The organism is Flavobacterium notoginsengisoli, from assembly GCF_014207905.1.
Lineage (GTDB): Bacteria > Bacteroidota > Bacteroidia > Flavobacteriales > Flavobacteriaceae > Flavobacterium > Flavobacterium notoginsengisoli_A.
This window is the reverse complement of record NZ_JACHLB010000001.1, coordinates 673940-694581: the sequence shown is the minus strand read 5'-3', so window position 1 is coordinate 694581 and position 20642 is coordinate 673940. Positions and strand designations below refer to the sequence as shown.

15 protein-coding genes and 1 tRNA gene are annotated in these 20642 nt (G+C 35.1%); 6 read left to right on the top strand and 10 right to left on the bottom strand.

Annotated elements, in window-relative coordinates; genetic code table 11:
- Nucleotides 1-2274 (top strand): tail fiber domain-containing protein (locus HNP35_RS02965; protein WP_184710773.1); only part of this gene is annotated, 2274 nt, incomplete at its 5' end.
- A 260-nt stretch (nt 2275-2534) separates the two neighbouring features.
- On the opposite strand, the gene HNP35_RS02960 is transcribed toward HNP35_RS02965, so the two are convergent.
- Together HNP35_RS02960 and HNP35_RS02955 are read right to left on the bottom strand one after the other, a co-directional pair.
- The gene (locus HNP35_RS02960; RefSeq protein ID WP_184158601.1) at nt 2535-3146 is read right to left on the bottom strand and encodes a 50S ribosomal protein L25/general stress protein Ctc; all 612 of its coding nucleotides are present in this window, start codon (nt 3144-3146) and stop codon (nt 2535-2537) included.
- A gap of 118 nt (nt 3147-3264) precedes the next feature.
- Nucleotides 3265-4206 carry a ribose-phosphate pyrophosphokinase gene (locus HNP35_RS02955; protein WP_008465976.1) on the bottom strand — a complete coding sequence of 314 codons (942 nt, stop codon included), beginning with the start codon at nt 4204-4206 and terminating at the stop codon, nt 3265-3267.
- Nucleotides 4207-4493: 287 nt separating this feature from the next.
- On the opposite strand from HNP35_RS02955, the gene HNP35_RS02950 reads away from it, so the two are divergent.
- Nucleotides 4494-4573 (top strand) — tRNA-Leu (locus HNP35_RS02950).
- A gap of 128 nt (nt 4574-4701) precedes the next feature.
- Here HNP35_RS02950 and HNP35_RS02945 read toward each other — a convergent pair.
- From HNP35_RS02945 to HNP35_RS02915, 7 genes are all read right to left on the bottom strand, one after another.
- On the bottom strand, nt 4702-5163 hold the full coding sequence (locus HNP35_RS02945; RefSeq protein WP_184159720.1) for an OsmC family protein: 462 nt from the start codon (nt 5161-5163) through the stop codon (nt 4702-4704).
- Nucleotides 5164-5340: 177 nt separating this feature from the next.
- Nucleotides 5341-6525: an aldose epimerase family protein gene (locus HNP35_RS02940; RefSeq protein ID WP_184158603.1), complete on the bottom strand. Its 1185-nt coding sequence runs from the start codon at nt 6523-6525 to the stop codon at nt 5341-5343.
- A gap of 105 nt (nt 6526-6630) precedes the next feature.
- Nucleotides 6631-8139, bottom strand: a complete 1509-nt coding sequence (gene araA, locus HNP35_RS02935) for an L-arabinose isomerase (protein WP_184158605.1) — start codon at nt 8137-8139, stop codon at nt 6631-6633.
- A 162-nt stretch (nt 8140-8301) separates the two neighbouring features.
- Complete coding sequence (locus HNP35_RS02930; protein ID WP_184158607.1) at nt 8302-9003, bottom strand: L-ribulose-5-phosphate 4-epimerase; 702 nt, start codon at nt 9001-9003, stop codon at nt 8302-8304.
- Nucleotides 8987-10678, bottom strand: coding sequence for a ribulokinase (locus HNP35_RS02925; RefSeq protein ID WP_184158609.1), 1692 nt, complete (start codon nt 10676-10678; stop codon nt 8987-8989). Before HNP35_RS02925 ends, HNP35_RS02930 begins: the two co-directional genes overlap by 17 nt.
- Before the next feature lie 421 nt (nt 10679-11099).
- A complete protein-coding gene (locus HNP35_RS02920; protein WP_184158611.1) occupies nt 11100-13079 on the bottom strand; it encodes a glycoside hydrolase family 127 protein in 1980 nt (659 codons plus the stop codon).
- 9 nt (nt 13080-13088) lie between these two features.
- Nucleotides 13089-14633 carry an alpha-N-arabinofuranosidase gene (locus tag HNP35_RS02915; protein WP_184158613.1) on the bottom strand — a complete coding sequence of 515 codons (1545 nt, stop codon included), beginning with the start codon at nt 14631-14633 and terminating at the stop codon, nt 13089-13091.
- 542 nt (nt 14634-15175) lie between these two features.
- Between HNP35_RS02915 and HNP35_RS02910 the strand changes: the two genes are divergently transcribed.
- Nucleotides 15176-15865 carry an NUDIX hydrolase gene (locus tag HNP35_RS02910; RefSeq protein WP_184158615.1) on the top strand — a complete coding sequence of 230 codons (690 nt, stop codon included), beginning with the start codon at nt 15176-15178 and terminating at the stop codon, nt 15863-15865.
- Between the two features lie 12 nt (nt 15866-15877).
- On the opposite strand, the gene HNP35_RS02905 is transcribed toward HNP35_RS02910, so the two are convergent.
- Complete coding sequence (locus HNP35_RS02905) at nt 15878-16876, bottom strand: GntR family transcriptional regulator (protein ID WP_184158617.1); 999 nt, start codon at nt 16874-16876, stop codon at nt 15878-15880.
- A 101-nt stretch (nt 16877-16977) separates the two neighbouring features.
- Between HNP35_RS02905 and HNP35_RS02900 the strand changes: the two genes are divergently transcribed.
- The 3 genes from HNP35_RS02900 (at nt 16978) to HNP35_RS02890 (ending at nt 20507) form a co-directional block, all read left to right on the top strand.
- Nucleotides 16978-18030, top strand: coding sequence for an aldose epimerase family protein (locus HNP35_RS02900; RefSeq protein WP_184158619.1), 1053 nt, complete (start codon nt 16978-16980; stop codon nt 18028-18030).
- 240 nt (nt 18031-18270) lie between these two features.
- Complete coding sequence (gene galK, locus HNP35_RS02895) at nt 18271-19431, top strand: galactokinase (protein ID WP_184158621.1); 1161 nt, start codon at nt 18271-18273, stop codon at nt 19429-19431.
- Between the two features lie 17 nt (nt 19432-19448).
- A complete protein-coding gene (locus HNP35_RS02890) occupies nt 19449-20507 on the top strand; it encodes a UDP-glucose--hexose-1-phosphate uridylyltransferase (protein WP_184158623.1) in 1059 nt (352 codons plus the stop codon).
- Nucleotides 20508-20642: the final 135 nt, after the last annotated feature.

The following is a 20642-nucleotide window of genomic DNA, read 5'->3' as shown; positions in this document are numbered from 1 at the left end:
AACCTAATAATTACCTACACCGATGGAAGAACATTTGATGCAGGAAAAGTAAAAGGTGATACTGGTGCGAAAGGCGAAACCGGCGCGAAAGGTGATACTGGAACCGGAATCTCTTCTACCGTTATCGACCCAGCGACTGGAAACCTAATAATTACCTACACCGATGGAAGAACATTTGATGCAGGAAAAGTAAAAGGTGATACTGGTGCGAAAGGCGAAACCGGCGCGAAAGGTGATACAGGAACAGGAATCTCTTCTACCGTTATCGACCCAGCGACTGGAAACCTAATAATTACCTACACCGACGGAAGAACATTTGATGCCGGTAAAGTGAAAGGCAATAAAGGTGATGACGGAGCTGTCGGACCGCAGGGACCTCAAGGTATAGCAGGAACAAATGGAGCTGATGGAGCCGTTGGACCGCAGGGACCGCAAGGTATTGCTGGAACAAATGGAGCTGATGGAGCCGTTGGACCACAGGGACCGCAAGGTATTGCAGGAACAAATGGAGCTGATGGAGCTGTCGGACCTCAGGGACCGCAAGGTATTCCAGGAACAAATGGAATTGACGGAGCTGACGGACCTCAGGGGCCACAAGGTATTGCAGGAACAAACGGAGCTGATGGAGCTGTCGGACCTCAGGGGCCGCAAGGTATTCCAGGAACAAATGGAATTGACGGAGCTGACGGAGCTGTGGGACCACAAGGGCCGCAAGGTATTGCAGGAACAAATGGAGCTGACGGAGCCGTTGGACCTCAGGGGCCGCAAGGTATCCCAGGAACAAATGGAATTGACGGAGCTGTCGGACCTCAGGGACCGCAAGGTATTGCAGGAACAAATGGAATTGACGGAGCTAACGGACCGCAGGGGCCGCAAGGTATTCCAGGAACAAATGGAGCTGATGGAGCTGTCGGACCTCAGGGACTACAAGGTATTCCAGGAACAAATGGAGCTGATGGATCTGTCGGACCTCAGGGACCGCAAGGTATTGCAGGAACAAATGGAGCTGTCGGACCTCAGGGACTGCGAGGTATTCCAGGAACAAATGGAGCTGATGGAGCCGTTGGACCGCAGGGGCCACAGGGACCTAAAGGAGAAACAGGAGCAACTCCAACAATAACAAAAGGTAGTGTTGTTGCAGGAAGTACATCCGTTTTAGTTACGGGTACTGGTAAAGTATTAGATGCAAATATCACTGTTGATGTAGTTAAAAAAAATCTTACATCCACAACCTCAAATAAAGTCCTAGCTATTGTCGGGGGTACAAGCACAACTCTTGCTGACACACAAATTAATTTGGTTCCTGCTGTTAACAAACCAGCTTATTTATATACTGATCAAAATGGAGCGGTTGCTTGGTCTCCAGATATGCCTTGGGTATTAGGTGGAAATGATGGCTCGGACGGACTTACTTCTGAAAAGAAATTTGGAACTTTAACTAATTTTGACATTCCTTTTTTTACAAATAATACAGAAAAAATGAGATTAACTAAAACTGGTTTGTTAGGAATAGGAACAAGCAAGCCTAGATATGGAATTCACCTTGTTAATGAAACAAATACAACAGCAGACGACAATAAAGACGACCTTAAATTGTCAACATATTCCACAGCTGCAGTTTCTCCATCGTTTTCTTTCTTAAAATCAAATGGAACAGAAGCTACACCTACTCCGATGACAAGTGGAATGGCAATGGGAGCATTTAACTTTCAAGCACAAACTACTAATGGTGACGCTAATGGACTTGGCGGCTTCCAGTCGCTTACTTCAGTTACTGCTTATTATGAAGGTGGTTCAGGATCTAGTGCAAAAAGTAATCTAGAATTTAAGACCAGTAATACTCTAAATTTAGAAATCGCCAATAATGGAGATTTATTACCTGGAACGACAGCAACAACAGGCACTATTAACCTTGGTAATATTAACCAAAGATGGAGAGCATTATATGCAGCTAATGGAACAATTCAAACTTCTGATATTCGTTTGAAGCAAAACATTAAACCTTTAAATTACGGATTAATAGACGTACTAAAGATAGATCCTATTTCTTACACATGGAAGAGTGATAAATTCGACAAAGTAAAACTAGGAGTTTCTGCTCAACAATTACAGACGATATTACCTGAAATAGTTGAAGTAGGAACAGATGATGCTAAAATTTTAGGTGTAAATTATGCCGATATGATACCTGTTTTAATCAATGCTATAAAAGAACAACAAAAACAGATTGATGAATTAAAGAATGAAATTAAAGAAATGAAAAGCAAACAATAATTAAATCTCTTAATAATTTTAAAGCCGATTGCTAATGCAATCGGCTTTCTTTTTTACTGCTATAATCTAAAGAACTTTTTACTTGGTTTCTTTTGGTATCAGATGACAATTATTCTATGATATCTCTTAATTGTCACTACACCAGTACATCTTTTTAATTTTCGAAAAACAAACCTTACTTCTACTATTCTTTTACAAAATTCAAGTCAAAAAAAAGCCCCAATCTTTCGATTGAGGCTTTTTGTATAGTTTGAAAAAAATTATTTTTTCTTTCCTTTTGCAGGAGCTTTTGCAGCTTTTGCAGCCTCTTGAGCAGCTTTCATTGCAGCACGAGAGATTCTCACTTGACAAACAACAGTGTTGTCTGGGTGCATAATTTTGTATTCTGGTTTTCCAACTTTAGTAACGTATAATTTGTTACCCATTTCAAGTGGAGTGATGTCAGCTTCAACAAAATCAGGAAGATTTGATGGCAAAGCTTTAACTTTTAATTTACGTTGGTTCAAACGTAAAACACCTCCTGCAAGAACACCTTTAGATGTACCAACAATTTTCACAGGAACTTCCATTGTGATTTCTTTATCATCAAATAATTGGAAGAAGTCAATGTGTAAAATTTTGTCAGTAACTGGGTGAACTTGGATATCTTGCAAAATTGCATTGAATGATTTTCCTTTTCCAAGCTCAATCACAACTGTGTGTGCATTTGGAGTGTAAACCAAGTTTTTGAACGCTGCAGCGTCTGCTGAGAAGTGTACTGCCTGATTTCCTCCGTATAACACGCAAGGAACCGCTCCAGCATTACGTAAGGCTTTAGTTGCCACTTTGCCCACGCTTTCTCTTTCTGATCCTTTAATTGTAATCGATTTCATTGTAAAAAAAATATAGTTATTAATATAAATATTCTTAATTTGCTTTAAGCTTTAGGCCATAGGCTCTAAGCTTTTTTTAAAATGAGAAACAAAGCTTACGGCCTAAAGCCTACAGCTTCTACATTATAAATTTTCCACTGATGGAATTGTTGTGGTGAACCATTTGCATTACCTCAGCAAATAGAGGCGCACAGCTTACCACTTTTATTTTCTTTGATTCTCGCTTTAACGGAATAGAATCTGTTACGATCAATTCTGTTAATTTCGAATTTTCAATTTTTTCGTATGCTCCGCCAGATAAAATAGCGTGCGTACAAATTGCTCTTACACTTAGCGCTCCTTTTTCGATCATAAGGTCTGCCGCTTTTGCTAAAGTTCCTCCAGTATCGATCATGTCATCTACTAAGATTACGTTACGTCCTTTTACTTCACCAATTAGCTCCATAGTATCGATAACGTTGGCTGCTTTTCTTTGTTTGTAACAGATTACTACATCTGATTCTAAAAACTTAGAGTAAGCATATGCTCTTTTTGAACCTCCCATATCTGGAGATGCAATAGTCAGATTTTCTAAATTTAAACTTTCTACGTATGGTAAAAAGATTGTAGATGCAAATAAATGATCTACTGGTTTTTCAAAGAATCCTTGAATTTGATCTGCGTGCAAATCCATTGTCATGATTCTTGTTGCTCCTGCAGCTGTTAGTAAATTCGCTACTAACTTTGCTCCAATCGGAACTCTTGGTTTGTCTTTTCTATCTTGTCTTGCCCAACCAAAATAAGGCATTACAGCTGTAATGTGTCTTGCTGATGCACGTTTTGCTGCATCAATCATTAACAACAATTCCATCAGATTATCTGCACTTGGAAAAGTTGAACATACGATAAATACTCGTAAACCTCTAATTGACTCTTCGTAAGATGGCTGAAATTCTCCATCGCTATACGTTGACATCGTTACTTTTCCTAACGGAATTCCGTAGTCTTTTGCAATTTTTTCTGCAAGATAAACACTTTGTGAACAAGCAAAAATTTTAGCTTCTGGTTCTAGGTGCGACATTATATTGTTGTTTTTGCTTCGCTACATTTATCTAATTTTATTTTTATTATTTCTAATAAAGAGAAAACCTTATAAATGCCTCGAATGTAGTTAGTTGTGTGTGCTTCGTTTTAACGAGGTGCAAATTTATAAAATTTATTGGACACTGAAAGGAAAAATTTAAGTATTTTTAGTAGTTGGTTTAATTTTATTTTTTACATTTGCACCGTGTTAAAGGAATGACGCCATTTATGACTTCATTCTATTGCGTTAAAATAGTCTTTTATGATTATTTTTTCGTCTGCTACGCCCGGATGGCGGAATTGGTAGACGCGCTGGTCTCAAACACCTGTGGGAAACCGTGCCGGTTCGACTCCGGCTCCGGGTACATAAAAACCTCTTCTTAACGGAAGAGGTTTTTTTTATGCTTTTTTTTTCACCATATAATTTATATAAGTTCATTTAATTGGAGCGTTTTCATTCCAACATTAATATTTACTTATGTAACTTATATGTTTAAACCTCACAACTCGCGTCATGCAAAACAGGAAAATTGCAAGAATTAGCAATAAAACACAATTTATTTGCTTTTTGATGCAGTTCTAAAGCTAATCCAATTTGATCTGAATTTGAGATTTTGACTTTTGGATATAATCGAACTTGTGTAAAACGTCCGCTTCCATCTGGATTTACTTCTAAAGTTGCTTCTGCATTGTCTGAATATTCGAGAACTTCTATTCCGTTTTGAGAGCAGACATATAAGTATGACATCATGTGGCAGGAAACTAAACTACTCAATAATAAATCTTCAGGATTATATAATGACGGATCGCCTTTGAAGGCTTTTGCTGCAGAAATATCTAAAATTGGTTTTCCCTCGATTTGAATCTGATGAGTTTTATTATAAATTTTTGAGGATGAATCTTCTTTTTTTGAAGTCCAGTTTAATACTGCTTTGAATAGATGTTTGAATGCCATAATTTCTTTAGCCACGAATTCACGAATTTATATAAATTGAAATATACATAAAGTATAATTTCACAAATTTTCAAAATCTAAAATTCGTGAATTCGTAACGAAAAACAAATAAAAAACCTCGAAAGTAATGCTTTCGAGGTTTTTCGGAATTAAAATTAATTAACAAATTCTAAAAAATTACTTTTTTACAGAAAACTTAAAAGTTGTTTTCGTTTTATAATTTTCTCCTGGGTTTAAAACCGTCGTCGGGAAGTTTTTCTGATTTGGAGAATCTGGATAATGTTCTGTTTCTAAACATAATCCTGTTCTGTGTGCATAAGTTTTTCCATCACGTGTTGGCAAAGTTCCGTCTAAGAAATTTCCAGAATAGAACTGGATTCCAGGTTCGTCTGTTGTCATTTCTAAAACTCTTCCGCTTGCTGCGTGGTATACTTTTGCAATGATTGTTTTTCCTTTTTCAGGATTGTTCAAAACCCAGCAGTGATCGTAACCTTTTCCTTTTTCCAACTGATCATTTTTAGCATTGATGTCTTTTCCAATTAATTTTGGCGTTCTGAAATCGAAAGGCGTTCCTGCAACATCTTCTAATTTTCCTGTTGGAATTAAAGTTGCATCAACTGGAACTAATTTATCAGCATTTAAAGTCAATTCGTGATCTAAAATTGTTTTGGTGAAATCTCCTGATAAATTGAAATAAGAATGCTGTGTCAAGTTAACAACCGTTTTTTTGTCTGTTGTTGCTTCGTATAAAACTTCTAACTGATTATCATTTGTTAAAGTGTAAGTCACAAAAACTTTCAAGTTTCCTGGATAACCTTCTTCCATATCTTTGCTTAAATAAGACAATTTTAAAGAAGCTGTATCTCCTGATTTAACCTCATCGGCTTTCCAAACCACATTAAAAAGTCCTTGCGGTCCACCGTGTAAAGCATTTGGTGCATTGTTGATTGCTAATTGATATTCTTTTCCATCTAAAGAAAATTTCCCTTTAGCAATTCGGTTTCCATATCTTCCGATTAAAGCTCCGAAGAAAGGATTCTCTTTTTCATATTGTGCCAAAGAACTAAATCCGATTACGACATTTTCTGAAACACCTTCTTTGTTTGGTACTTTCAAATCTGTAATTCTGCCGCCAAAAGTGATGATGTCAACTTCCATCCCATTTTGGTTTTTCAGTTTATAACTTTCGACATTTTCTCCTTTTGCCGTTTTTCCGTATTCCGATTTTTCGATTGTAACTAAATCTTTTCCTTCAGTTGCAACTTTTTCTGTATCAGCTTTTTTATCGCCTTTACATTGAACTGAAACTATAGCAATACCGAGCATGCTTAGTATGAAAAGAGAGCGTTTTAATACATTCATAAATGATAATTTTTTGGTTTTTAAAAAAAGTAAAATGTTAGATGTTAAAAGTTAAAAGTACAAAAAACTTAGAACCTTAGCATCTCAGAATCTTAGCATCTTTATTTAAAGTCCGTGTTGAAACAAATGAAAATAGGCTTCGTTGGCGTTAATTTTATCTTTAAACTCTCTTACCGTAGTTTTTTCATCAATTACCAATAATTCGATTCCAGCGATATCTGCGAAATCTTCCATATATTCTGTTGTAATTGACTGGCTGTAAACTGTATGGTGCGCTCCACCTGCTAAAATCCAAGCTGTTGCTGCAACTTCTAAGTTTGGTTTACAATCCCAAAGAACGCGTGCAACTGGAAGTTTTGGTAATTCCGCCATTGGTTTAACCGCTTCTACTTCGTTTACAATTAAACGGAAACGCGTTCCCATATCCACCAAAGAAACATTGATTGCATCTCCAGCTGGCGAATTAAATACTAAACGAGCAGGATCTTCTTTTCCTCCAATTCCTAATGGATGAACTTCGCAAGAAGGTTTTCCGTCAGCAATAGATGGACAGATTTCCAACATGTGAGATCCTAAAACATACGATTTTTGTGGTGTGAAATGGTACGTGTAATCTTCCATGAAAGAAGTTCCACCTTCAAGACCAACACACATAACTTTTAAAGCTCTTACCATTGCGGCTGTTTTCCAATCTCCTTCTCCACCAAAACCATAACCATCGGCCATTAATCTTTGTGTTGCGATTCCTGGTAATTGTTTCCAAACCCCAAGGTTTTCAAATGTATCTGTGAAAGCGCCAAATCCTCCTTCTTCAAGGAAAGCTCTTAATCCTAATTCGATTTTTGCAGCTTCAACCAAAGAACTTCTTTGTGCTCCGCCTTCTTTTAAAGAATCAGTTAAGTTATAAGAAGACTCATAAATTGCTAATAAATCAGCTAATTGTTTGTCTGTTACTTTTTCAATATGTTTTGTAACATCTGATGAATCATATCCATTTACTGACATTCCGAAACGAATTTGAGCCTCAACTTTATCGCCTTCTGTAACGGCAACTTCACGCATATTATCTCCAATACGAGCTACTTTTAAGTTTTGAAGTTCGTCCCATCCCAAGACAACTCTTGACCAGATTCCTAGTTGTTTTTGAACTCTTTGATCTTCCCAATGTCCTACAACAACTTTACGTTTTTTACGTAATCTAGACATGATAAAACCAAATTCACGATCTCCGTGAGCCGATTGGTTTAAGTTCATGAAATCCATATCGATGCTTCCCCACGGAATTTCAGCATTATATTGTGTATGCAAATGGCATAATGGTTTTTTAAGGATATTTAATCCGCCAATCCACATTTTTGCTGGTGAGAAAGTATGCATCCAAGCAATAATTCCGATACAGTTTTTAGCTGAGTTTGCCGCCAAACACACATCTAAAATCTGCGAAGGCGATTTTACCACATCTTTGTAAACCACTTTTACAGGAATTGAAGACGAAGCATCTAATCCTTTTGCAATAATTTGTGAATGTTCTGCTACTTTTCTAAGCGTTTCTTCACCATATAATTCTTGGCTTCCTACTACAAACCATACTTCTTTTTGAGATATATCTATCATTTTTGTTGTTTATTTTGTTTCAAGTTTCAGGTTTCACGTTATTGGAATCTGAAAAACTTGAATTGTTATGTTTTTTTGTTTCAAGTTTTCTTTGTTTCAAGTTTCAAGTTCAACGCTCCAACAACTTGAAACAAAAAAAACCTGAAACCTGAAACAAAAATTCTATTGTCCGTAATACGAATCTTTTCCGTGTTTACGGTTGTAATGTTTCTTTATTAATGAATCTTTTAATCTTGGTGCGTTTGGATTTATTTGTAAAGTCAAGTAAGCCATTTCTGCAACTACTTCTAAAACTTTGCTGTTGTAAACCGCTTTTGCAGCATTTTTTCCCCATGCAAACGGACCGTGATTTCCAATTAAAATCATTTCTACTTCTTCGTATGAAAGATTTTTTTCTTTGAAACAATCTAAAATCTGAATTCCGGTATTGTGTTCGTAGTTGCCTTCAATTAAATGATCTGCCATTGGCGGCGCACATGGAATATCTGCTGTTAAATGGTCGGCATGCGTAGTTCCAAAAATTGGAATATCTTGCTGAGATTGTGCCCAAGCTACAGAATAAGTTGCGTGTGTATGCGCAACACCTCCAATATTTGGCCAATGTTTGTATAAATAAGCGTGCGTTTTAGTGTCTGATGACGGACGCAGATTTCCTTCAATAACATTATTATCAAAGTCGACAATTACAATATCTTCTGGTTTTAAATCTTCGTAAGGAACACCGCTTGGCTTAATGGCAAAAACACCATTTTTACGGTCAACGGCACTTACATTTCCAAAAGTGTATACCACCAAATTCAATGCATTTAACTGCATATTGGCTTCGTAACACTCCTGTTTTAAATCTTTATAAAGAGAGCTCATGTTGCGATATTTTAAGGTTTGGATCTGCAAAAGCGCTTAGTTTTTCATAACCTAAAAGCAGTTTATGATACGCTTCTACTTTATCAGTTTGAGGGAAATATTCTCCATCAAAATCACTTCCGATTTTCTGGCTTGCTTCGATTACGTTTGGATAAATTCCTGCTGCTACGGCTGCATAAATTGCTGCCCCTAAAGCAGGAGTTTGGTCTGAAGCTGCGATTTTAATTGGCTTGTTTAAAACGTTAGCCAAAGTCTGCATGATAAAAGGAGATTTACGAGCAACACCGCCAATTCCGATTACACTGTCGATTTTTACGCCTTCTTCTTCAAAACGGTCTACAATTTTTTTCGCTCCAAAACAAATTGCGTTTACTAAAGCTTTGAAAATATGTGGTGCTTTTGTTCCTAAAGAAAGGTTCGAAATAGCACTTTTTAATTCTTGATTTGCATCTGGAGTTCTTCTACCATTAATCCAGTCTAAAGCAATTGGAAGACTTTCTGAAACTGGAATTTTCTCTGCTTCTTTCGTCAATTCTACAATTAACTTATCGCTGAATTCTTCTCTTAATTGTTCTTTTTGAGCATCATTTAAAACAGATGAAGAACCTAGTAAATGTTCTGTTGGCCACATCAATAATTCTTTGTACCAAGCTAATAAATCTCCAAAAGCAGATTGTCCCGCTTCAAGTCCAATATAACCTGGAATTACAGATCCATCAACTTGTCCGCAGATTCCGCGAACGGTTTTTGTTCCCACTTCATCATAAGAACCAACCAGAATATCACAAGTTGAAGTTCCCATAACACGAACTAAAGTGTTTTCTCCAATTTTAGCTCCAACTGCTCCAGAATGCGCATCGAAAGTTCCAACAGCTACAACTGTATCTGTAGAAAGTCCTAGACGATCTGCCCATTCTTGGCTCAATTTTCCGGCAACTAAATCTGATGTATACGTTTCATCATATAAATTTCCGCGAAGCTGTGCTAAATACGGATGTAATTTTTCTAAGAATTCAACTGGCGGCAATCCGTTCCAGTCTTCGTGCCACATTGCTTTGTGTCCTGCTGCGCAACGGCTTCTTTTGAACGTTTTTAAATCTTTATCTTCAATTAACAAATACGTCATTAAATCGCAGTGTTCCATCCAAGTGTGGGCTGCATTTTGAACCGCTTCGTCTTGTCTTGCGATGTGAAGGATTTTTGCCCAGAACCATTCAGAAGAATAAATTCCTCCCACATATTTTGTAACGTCTTCTCCGCCCCAGCTTACTGCCAGTTCGTTGATTTCGTTTGCTTCGTTTATCGAAGTATGGTCTTTCCATAAAACCATCATCGCATTTGGATTTTCTTCAAAACCTTTTGTCAAAGCCAATGGAGTTCCATCTTTTGTAACCGGAACAGGAGAAGATCCTGTTGTATCGATACAGATTCCTTTTACTAATGAAGGATCAACTTTACTTTCTTTAACTACATTTTGAATTGTAATTTCCAATCCTTCGATGTGATCCAAAGGATGCTGACGAAATTGGTTTATAGAGGCATCACAATATTGTTTGTTTTTCCATCTTTTGTAATGAGAAACATTGGATGCCAACTCTTGTCCATTTTCAGCGTCTATTAGCACCGCGCGAACAGAATCTGTTCCGTAGTCCAATCCTATTACATAATTTTTCATTCTATTTCTTTTTTAAATATTGACAAATATAGAGATAATTATTTTATAAGTGTACAAAAAACACTTAATTGAAATTGCATGATTCATTTTTGCTATAAATGCATCAAAACAGCATTTTAGCATTCAATCAAAAAATAAATGTTAACAATACATTTATAACATTGCGATTATTTCAGCTAAATCTTCAAATCGTTATCGAACTGTACTTTAAAATCGTACTGAATTTTATTTTATTTAAAGTTTGTTTCTAATTTTTGCCTCTCGTGATATCTATCGGGACGAAAGAATTTTTCTTCGATTGTCTCCCTGAGCGAAGTCGAAGGGCGCTCCAATTGTACTCGGGCTTCGACTTCGCTCAGCCTGACAAAAACAATAAAGAATCATTTTTATATCTATGAAATCTTGTTTTTACAATCTATTTTCAGTTCTTATAATCCAACCAAACTTTCATTTTTCCAACTCCTCGATTTGACCAAGAATAATATGGAATTGCTTTCAATTTTGAATTCTCAATTACATTCACTCCCTGCAATAAATTGGCTTCTTTTTTCACTTTAAAAGTATCAGAAGCGCTTACATCAATTTTATCGAAGTTGTTTTTGTTATCCATTTCTTCAACCGCATAAACAAGTGGTCCATATTCTAAAGAAACTTTATTTGCATTTGTTAGAACTTTAGAACTGGTTTGCACTTCCTGAACTTCCATCGGAAGATTTAAATTGATTTTATCTCCTTTTTTCCACTTTCTAGAAATATTGAAATAACCATTTTCTGGTTGAATCGCTAAAGTTTCTCCGTTTAAATTAATCGTCACTTTTTGAGCCGAAGCTTTTTTATAACTGTACAAATCTCCAGGTAAAACCTCATTTCTTGCCCAGCCTGGAACACGCAGTTTAATTGTAAACTGACTTTCTTTTTTAGGATTTACCGAAATCGCAATTTTGCCGTTCCAAGGATAAGATGTCTGCTGTGAAATCTGTAAATCTGTTTTTCCTAATTGGAAAGATGCATTATTTGAAGCATACAAATTGACATACAAAACATCATTTGTTTTAGAATAAATCAATCCCGGAATTGACGGAATAAAACGAATCAAATTGGTTGGGCAGCAAGAACAGTCAAACCAACCTTGTCTTGTGCAAGAACCGCGATTTGATTTGTAAACGCCATCTGCCTCCAAAGCATTTGGGTAAAAAAATTGTTTTCCGTCAAGCGAAATACCCGATATTAATCCATTGTACATCGTTCTTTCGATAACATCAAAATATTTTGAAGCTCCGTATAAATTATGCAATCTGTGATTCCAATAAACATCGCCGATCGCAGCGCAAGTTTCATTATAAGCTGTTAAGTTGGGCAATTCGTAATTTGCGCCGAAAGCTTCTCCGTCATGCCTAGAACCGATTCCGCCTGTGATATACATTTTTTTGTTGACCATGTTTTCCCACAGATTGTTCACGGCATTTTCATAACCTTTATCTTTCATCAAAGCTGCAATATCTGTCATTCCTGCATACATATAAACCGCTCTTACTGCATGACCAACTGCTTCTTTTTGTTCCAAAATCGGCATGTGATCTTGCGCATATTCTCCATACAATTTGTGATTGTTCGGATTTCCACGATTATCCAAATAGTATTTTGCCAGATTTAGATATTCTTTTTTTCCAGTTATCTGATACAATTTCAGCAAACCTGTTTCCACAATCTGATGCCCCGGAACGCCTTTTACTTGTCCCGGATTATCGCCAAAAGTTCGAACTAGCATATCGGCAGCTTTTATAGCGATTTCCAGAAAATTGGTTTTTCCTGTTGCTTCATAATGCACAATTGCCGCTTCGATTAAATGTCCTGGATTGTATAATTCGTGACTAATCTGTAACGATTCCCAACGTTTTCCTTCAATTACTGGAACCCAAGTTGCAGGCGGTTTTGCCGGATTTATAGTTCTCCAAGTTGTAATATAGCCGTCTGTTTCCTGACCAATTTTTACAATCGCAATCATCGAATCTAGAACTCTTTCCAGTTTCGGATTCGGCGCACTGATTAAAGTATTCGAAGCGCCTTCGATAATTTTGTAAACATCGGTGTCATCAAAAGGCATTTCGCCTCTTGTTGTACCGCTTTTTTGTTTTCCAGCAATTAAAAAATTCTCAAAACGTCCTTCTTCATCACATTTTTTAATGGCATATTCGATTGTAATTTCCTGTACTCTTTTGATAATTGGAAGCCAAAAAGAATCGGTCAATTTTACATTTTGAATGTTAACCGGTTCAATCTGACAACCTGCTTTTAAAGCAGAAGTTTTATCATCAGATTGCACCAAATTGTTTTTGGTTTCTTTACAGGAAACCAAAATCAACAAGCAGAAAATCAATAAATAAAAAATATACTTTTTCATTCTATCGCATTATTTTCCTTCTAAAACCAATACAGAAAAAGGAGGAAGTGTTATTTCTAGCTTTCCTTTTTTGTTTTCAAAACCTTTAAAAGCAACTGGAACAATTTTATTCGGATTTTCGAAAGAATTATAATCTTGTAATTTTTGAGATGTTATAATTGTTCCAGTAAAGTTCTTCACGCCAAGGTCTTTAGTGTCGATTTCGATTTTGTTTTTATTTACAGCATCAATATTTACCAACGAAATATGAATCGCTCCATTGTTATCTTTTGAAACCGAAGCCGAAACTGCTGGAATTGTTTGTCCATTATAAGTATAAGAAGGCGATTTGAAATCTACAGGAAGTAATTTTGCATCTTGATGCACGTTGTACATTTTCATAACGCTGTAAGTCGGCGTTGTAATCATTTTGGCTTTATCTGTCAGAATTACAGCCTGAAGTACATTTACACATTGTGCCAGATTTGCCATTTTAACTCTGTCCGCATGATTATTGAAAATATTCAATGTAGCTCCAGCCAAAACAGCATCTCTCATTGTATTTTGTTGATATAAAAATCCAGGATTTGTTCCTTTTTGAACTTCGTACCAACCTCCCCATTCGTCTACAATCATGGCAACTTTTTTCTCTGGATCGTATTTATCCATAATTGCGGCATGTTTAGTTACCAATTCTTCCATTTTCAAAGCAGACTGCATCGTCAGGAAATATTCTTTTTCTGTGAAATCAACATCTGAACCTTTTTTGTCCCAATTGATTACAGCATAATGATGAACGCCTAATCCGCCTAACATATGTAGCGGAATATTTTTCATTAAAACTTCTGTCCAATTATAATCTGAACTATTTGATCCAGAAGCAATTCTTGTAATTCCGCCCGTATTACTCCAATCTGACATAAAAGTGGCAAACTTGCGGTATTCATTTGCATAATAATCTGCAGTCATATTTCCGCCGCAACCCCAAGCTTCATTTCCAATTCCCCAATATTTTACTTTCCAAGGCTCTGTTCTTCCGTTTTTTCTACGTAAATCACTCATCGGACTTTTACCTCCAAAATTCGTATACTGAACCCAGTCTGCTAGCTCTTGAACGGTTCCGCTACCAACATTTCCAGACAAATAGGGTTCTGCTCCAAGCAATTCACACATATTTAAAAAATCGTGTGTTCCAAAACTGTTATCTTCCGTAACTCCTCCCCACCATTGATTTACAATTGTCGGACGCTGTTCTTTTGGACCAATTCCATCTTTCCAATGGTAAGTGTCTGCAAAACATCCGCCAGGCCATCTTAAATTTGGAATTTTTAAATCTTTTAGTGCTTTAATAATATCATTTCGAACTCCGTTTGTATTTGGAATTTTAGAAGTATCTCCAACAAAAAATCCACCGTAAATACAATGTCCTAAATGTTCTGCAAAATGTCCGTAAATATTTTTATTGATAGTTGGCGCCGCTGCATCGTTTTTGACAGCAATAACGACAGCTTCTTTCTGGGCGGTTATAATTTGCATACAAAACGCCATCACTAGTAATAATAGTGGTTTTTTCATAAGGTTTTTGTGGTTTTTGGTTGTTAAAAAATATGGTGGTTTACATATTTTATAACGGTTTGTGATTTTTAGATTTTATAAGTGTTTGTTTAACATTTGTAAATTTAAAGAAAAAAAAGTCTCATAAAAAAATTAAAATCTCAGAACAACTGGTTGTAAAAAACAGATTTGACAATGAAAAAATTCGAAAGGCAGTATTAACAAAGGAATTTTATTCGATTTATGAAATGTTAGAAACTTCAAAAAATTGACAAAAAAATATAAAACAGTATTGCTTTGTAACAAAAATTGTAACTTTTAGGCAACGAATTACAATTTATACGTTACCAAATAATGCTCTTTTGAAAATGTTTCTACCTTTAACTCGTATTTTTTGAGATGAAATTGATGAAATTTTGGTCTGAAAAAATCAGATTTTATGCGATAAATCAATTAGTACAGCTTCTTATTTGTTTCAATTTTAACATAAGTGTAAAATCAACATTAATATATTATGAAACGTTTTAAGAAGTTTATATATTTACCATCCAAATTAATTATATATGCTAAATAGTTATAGCTCTGCCGATAAAGTTTTATTGGCGGTTGACTGCATCATTTTCGGTTTCGATCATGAAGGCTTGAAAATACTTTTAATTCAGAGGGATTTTGAACCTGAAAAGGGAAAATGGTCTTTGATTGGAGGTTTTTTAAAACGTGACGAAGTGCTGGATGCTGCAGCCACAAGAATCTTAAATACCTATACGGGTCTTAACGATATTTATATGGAGCAATTGTATGCTTACAGTGAAATCGATCGTGACCCAGTTGAAAGAACCATTTCGGTTTCTTACTTTGCTTTGATTAATATCGAAAACCATAATGAAGAATTAATTCAAAATTATCACGCAGAATGGTTCCCGATTAACGATGCGCCAAATTTGATTTTTGACCACAACGAAATGGTTCAAAATGCGATTAAACGTCTTCGTTACAAAACTTCTATTAAACCAATTGGTTTCGAATTGCTTCCTGAAAAATTTACTATGCGTCAGCTTTTAGAATTGTATGAAGCCATTTTGAGCAAAGAATTGGATAAAAGAAATTTCATCAGCAAAATCAATTCTCTTGAAATCTTAAATAAACTGGACGAAAAAGATATGCAGTCTTCTCGAAAAGGTTCTTATCTGTATACTTTTAATAAAGAGAAATACGAAGAAAAATTATTAAACAATTTTGTCCTTAATTTATAATTGACATTATTGTTATAAAGAATTCCTTAATATGAGAGCAGATCTATTTTCGATCTGCTCTTTTTTTCCTGTCAAAACCATATCGGCTAGAATTTTTCCCATCAATTCAAAATTGGTCGAAATTGTCGTAATCCCATTTGCCGCAATTTTTTTCAATGCCGTTTCATTATAAGATATAATTCCGAAATCTTCTCCTAATTTTAAATTTCTCGCCATTGCATTTTCAATTACCAAAAGCAAATCACGATCGTGCGGAACAATGTACAAATCTCCTAATTCAATAGCCTTATTACTGAAATCGGAAATAATTTCATAATCGTATTTGTATTCTTTGCAGAAAGACTCGAAACCAATTTTCATTCCGGGAGGCTCTCTAAAACCTGGGAAAATAAGAATCAGTTTTTTGTATTTTGATAATCTGGATTTTCCTTTTATCAAACCTTCGTAAATATCTCTCTGGTGATTTTGATAAATGGCTGGAAACATTTTTAAGTCCGAATTGGTTTGATCCAAAATAATTACATCACCCACTGGTAGGGTTTTTATCGAATCGACTATATCGTTTAAGTTCGTCGGCATGATAATATATTTGGTGTAATTTCCATTACTGTCATTGATCAGTTTTTTGAAAACTTGAACATTAAAATGATGAAAGAAAATATCGACCTGAACATTTTTTCCGATGTTCTGCAAAAACGAATTATAAATATCTTCTTTAAAAATATTCAGCTCATCAAAAAGCAAGAAAACCTTCTGAGTTATAGTGATTTCAATACTTTTAACATAATATCCCTTTCCAGGAATGGCATAAATAATTCCTCTTTTTTTCAGTTCATCGTACGCTAATAAGACCGTATCTCGAGATAGCGAAAACGCCAGACAAACTTTATTCACCGACGGAAGTCGATCGCCTTTTATTAATTTTCCTACTTCTATAGCTTTTTCTATTGAAAGAATAATCTGCTTATATTTTGGAAGACCAATATTATTTTGAATTGAAATGATGTTCATAATAAAGTCATTTTGACTATTAATATTAAAAACTGGTAGGTACTGGTATGCAAATATAGAGAATGTTTCTATTTTTGGATTTCATTTTTGGTAAAAATTATATGGAAATAAAACACATATCGCATTTAAAGGATATACATAATTGCAAATTATTCGGTTTAATGCCCAATAAAGAAGAAATTTATTCTTTTGAATTAGTCAATAAAAACGGAATGAAAGTTCAGATCATCAATTATGGTGCAACGGTAACTTCAATCCAAATCCCAGTAAGTGGAAAATTAACGGATGTTGTATTAGGGTTTGACAATTTAGAAGCGTATTTAGAATCGTATAATTTACCAAGTGCTCCTTATTTTGGAACAACTGTTGGGCGTTATGCCGGACGTATTCATAAAGGAACTTTTAGTTTAGATGGGAATAAATTTCAGCTTGACGGAAACAATAACGGCAATACGCTTCATGGCGGAGTTATGGGATTTGGAAGAAAAGCTTGGAGTGTTGTAAATGCAACTTCTGGTGAAAATCCATCGATTACTTTTGGACTTTTGAGCGCACATTTAGATGAAAGTTTCCCTGGAGAAATGACGGTTTATTTGACCTATACTTTGACAGAAGAAAATGAATTAAAGTTAGAATACAAAGCAACCTCAACAGAAGATACGGTTATTAACTTGACGCATCATAGTTATTTTAATCTTGATGGACACGATGGAAATGTTCTAGAACAGCAAATGTTTATCAAATCGGCAAAAATGTTGGAAACAAATTCTGATAATATTCCGACTGGAAATTATACCGATTTAAGCAATCATGATTTTGATTTTAGAACACCTAAAAACTGTCCGTTTCCTATTGACAATTCTTTTGTGGTCAATTCTAAAACAGAAATTGTTGCGCAATTAATCAGTTTAAAAAATAATTTAAGAATGAATGTTTATACCGATCAACCAAGTGTACATATATATGTAGGCGGAAATTGTTTCGGAAAATTAAAAGGAAAAGAAAATGTCGATTACAATGCGCAAAGCGGAATTTGTTTTGAAACACAAAATTTCCCAGACGCACCAAATCATGCTCATTTTCCAAATGCTGTTTTGAGAAAAGGCGAAGAATATGCGCAAAAAACGCTTTACAAATTTGAAAGTTTAGATTAATATAAAACCGTTGGATGGAATAAAATATAAATACTTTCATCCAACAAGTAAAATCTAATTGAATCTGCCGAAATCTTTTAAAATCTGCGTGAAATAACTTTTGCCAAGATTTTTTCACGCAGATTTACACAGATTAAAGCTGATTTAGAAAGATTTTAATTTAAACTAATAAGTAATAGAAAAAATAGTTTCACTCAACACATTAATAAAAATCCAAAACCACAATACACTAACTATATAATGAATGATATTTTAATACAAAACACCGTTGCTTTTTTTGAGAAATCTTTTGGTTCTTCTCCAGAAAAAACGGTTCTTTCTCCAGGTAGAATCAACATTATCGGAGAACATATTGACTACAACGACGGTTATGTTTTACCTGCAGCAATTGACAAAGTAATTTGTTTTGCTTTTTCAAAAAACAACACTAAAACTTCTAAAATAATTGCGATTGATTTGAATGAAGAGTTTGAAATCGATTTAACTCAAGAAGTAAAATTGAGCGATGTCGTTTGGACAAATTACATTCGTGGCGTTATTAAACAATTGCAAGACAACGGTTTTTCTTTTGAAGGTTTCAACTGTGTTTTCAGCAGTAATATTCCGGTTGGTTCTGGATTATCTTCTTCTGCGGCTTTAGAATGCGGAACGATTTTCGGAATCAAATCTCTTTTTGATTTAAAAATTGAGAAAAAAGACATTTCATTATTAGGACAAAAAGCCGAACATTGGGTTGGTATCAACTGCGGAATTATGGACCAGTTTTCGAGCGTACATGGTTTGGAAAACAAAGTAATTAAACTGGATTGCAATACTTTAGATTTTGAATACCACAACGCCGATTTCAAAGATTATTCTTTGATTTTGTTTGATTCTAATGTAAAACACTCTCTTTTCACTTCTGAATACAATACGAGAAGAATTGAATGTGAAGAAGGTTTATCTATTATAAAAAGTCATTTCCCTGAAGTAAAAAGTTTTAGAGATTCTTCTGTAGAACAAGTTTTAAGTCTGAAAAACAAAATGAGCGAGAAAGTTTTTGATAGAGTTCATTTTGTTGTGAAAGAAATTAATCGTGTTATTAAGGCTTGTGAAGCTTTAGATGCAGGAAATATTGAACTTTTAGGCGAATTGCTTTTTGAAACACATTATGGTTTATCTAAAGAATATGAGGTAAGCTGCGAAGAATTGGATATGCTAGTTGATACAGCAAAAGAAGACGACGCCATTGTTGGTTCCCGACTTATGGGCGGTGGTTTTGGCGGCTGTACTATCAATTTAGTTAAAAAAGGACATGAAAATGATGTTAAGCGTAAGTTCTCTAAGCTTTATTTAGATACATTTGGAATTGAATTAAAATTCTATGATGTAAAAATCTCAAACGGAACAACGCTACTTTAATACCACAACACACTACAATGAAAAATTTTGACATTAACGAAGATCCGCACAGACGCTTCAATCCATTAATTAACGAATGGGTATTAGTATCGCCACATCGTGCAAAACGTCCTTGGCAAGGGCAAAATGAAACAATTTCAACAGAACAGCTTCCAAAATATGATCCGACTTGTTATTTGTGTCCGGGAAATGTTCGCGCTAATGGTGTAAATAATCCAGCATATGAAAGCAGTTTTGTTTTTGAAAATGATTTTGCTGCCATGAAACAGGACGAAATTATTTTTGAAGACGATATCAAACATACTTTCTTTAAAGCAAAACCAGAACAAGGAATTTCGAGAGTGGTTTGTTTTTCTCCAAGACACGATTTGACTTTACCAGAAATGGAGATTGCAGATATTGAAAACATTATTAAAACGTGGCAGAAAGAATACACTGATTTAGGAAATATAAAATTCATCAATCACGTTCAGATTTTTGAAAATAAAGGAAGTGTAATGGGATGCAGCAATCCGCACCCGCACGGACAAATTTGGGCTCAGTCTTCGCTTCCGACTCAGGTTGAAAAAACACAAAACAGCTTAAAATCTTACTACGATAAAAACAAAAGAACGCTTTTGGAAGATTATGTTACTGCTGAATTAAAAGCTGGAGAACGAATCGTTATCGAAAATGATCATTTTGTGGCTTTAGTTCCTTTTTGGGCAATCTGGCCTTATGAAACGATGATTGTGAGCAAAAGGGCGGTTAACAAAATCACGAATTTTACAGCTGAAGAAAGCAAATCTTTCGCTAAAATCTTAAAGCAATTGACTACGAAGTATGATAATTTATTTAATACTTCTTTCCCGTATTCATCAGGAATTCACCAATCTCCAACAGACGGTTTGGATCATCCAGAATGGCATTTCCACATGCATTTTTACCCGCCATTGTTAAGATCGGCAACGGTAAAGAAATTCATGGTTGGGTACGAAATGATGGGCGAATCGCAGCGTGATATTACACCTGAAAAAAGTGCCGAAATTTTGAGACAATTATCAGAAGTGCATTATAAAAGTCTGGTTAAAGCTTAAGAATTATAAGATGAAAGAAGTCAAAAAAGTAAAAATTTAACAGAATTACCGTCAGATAAATGTAAAAAACACATTTGCTGATAGTTGATTTCTAAATTTTTATTTTACATTTGGCTTCCACTTTTATTTTCATAA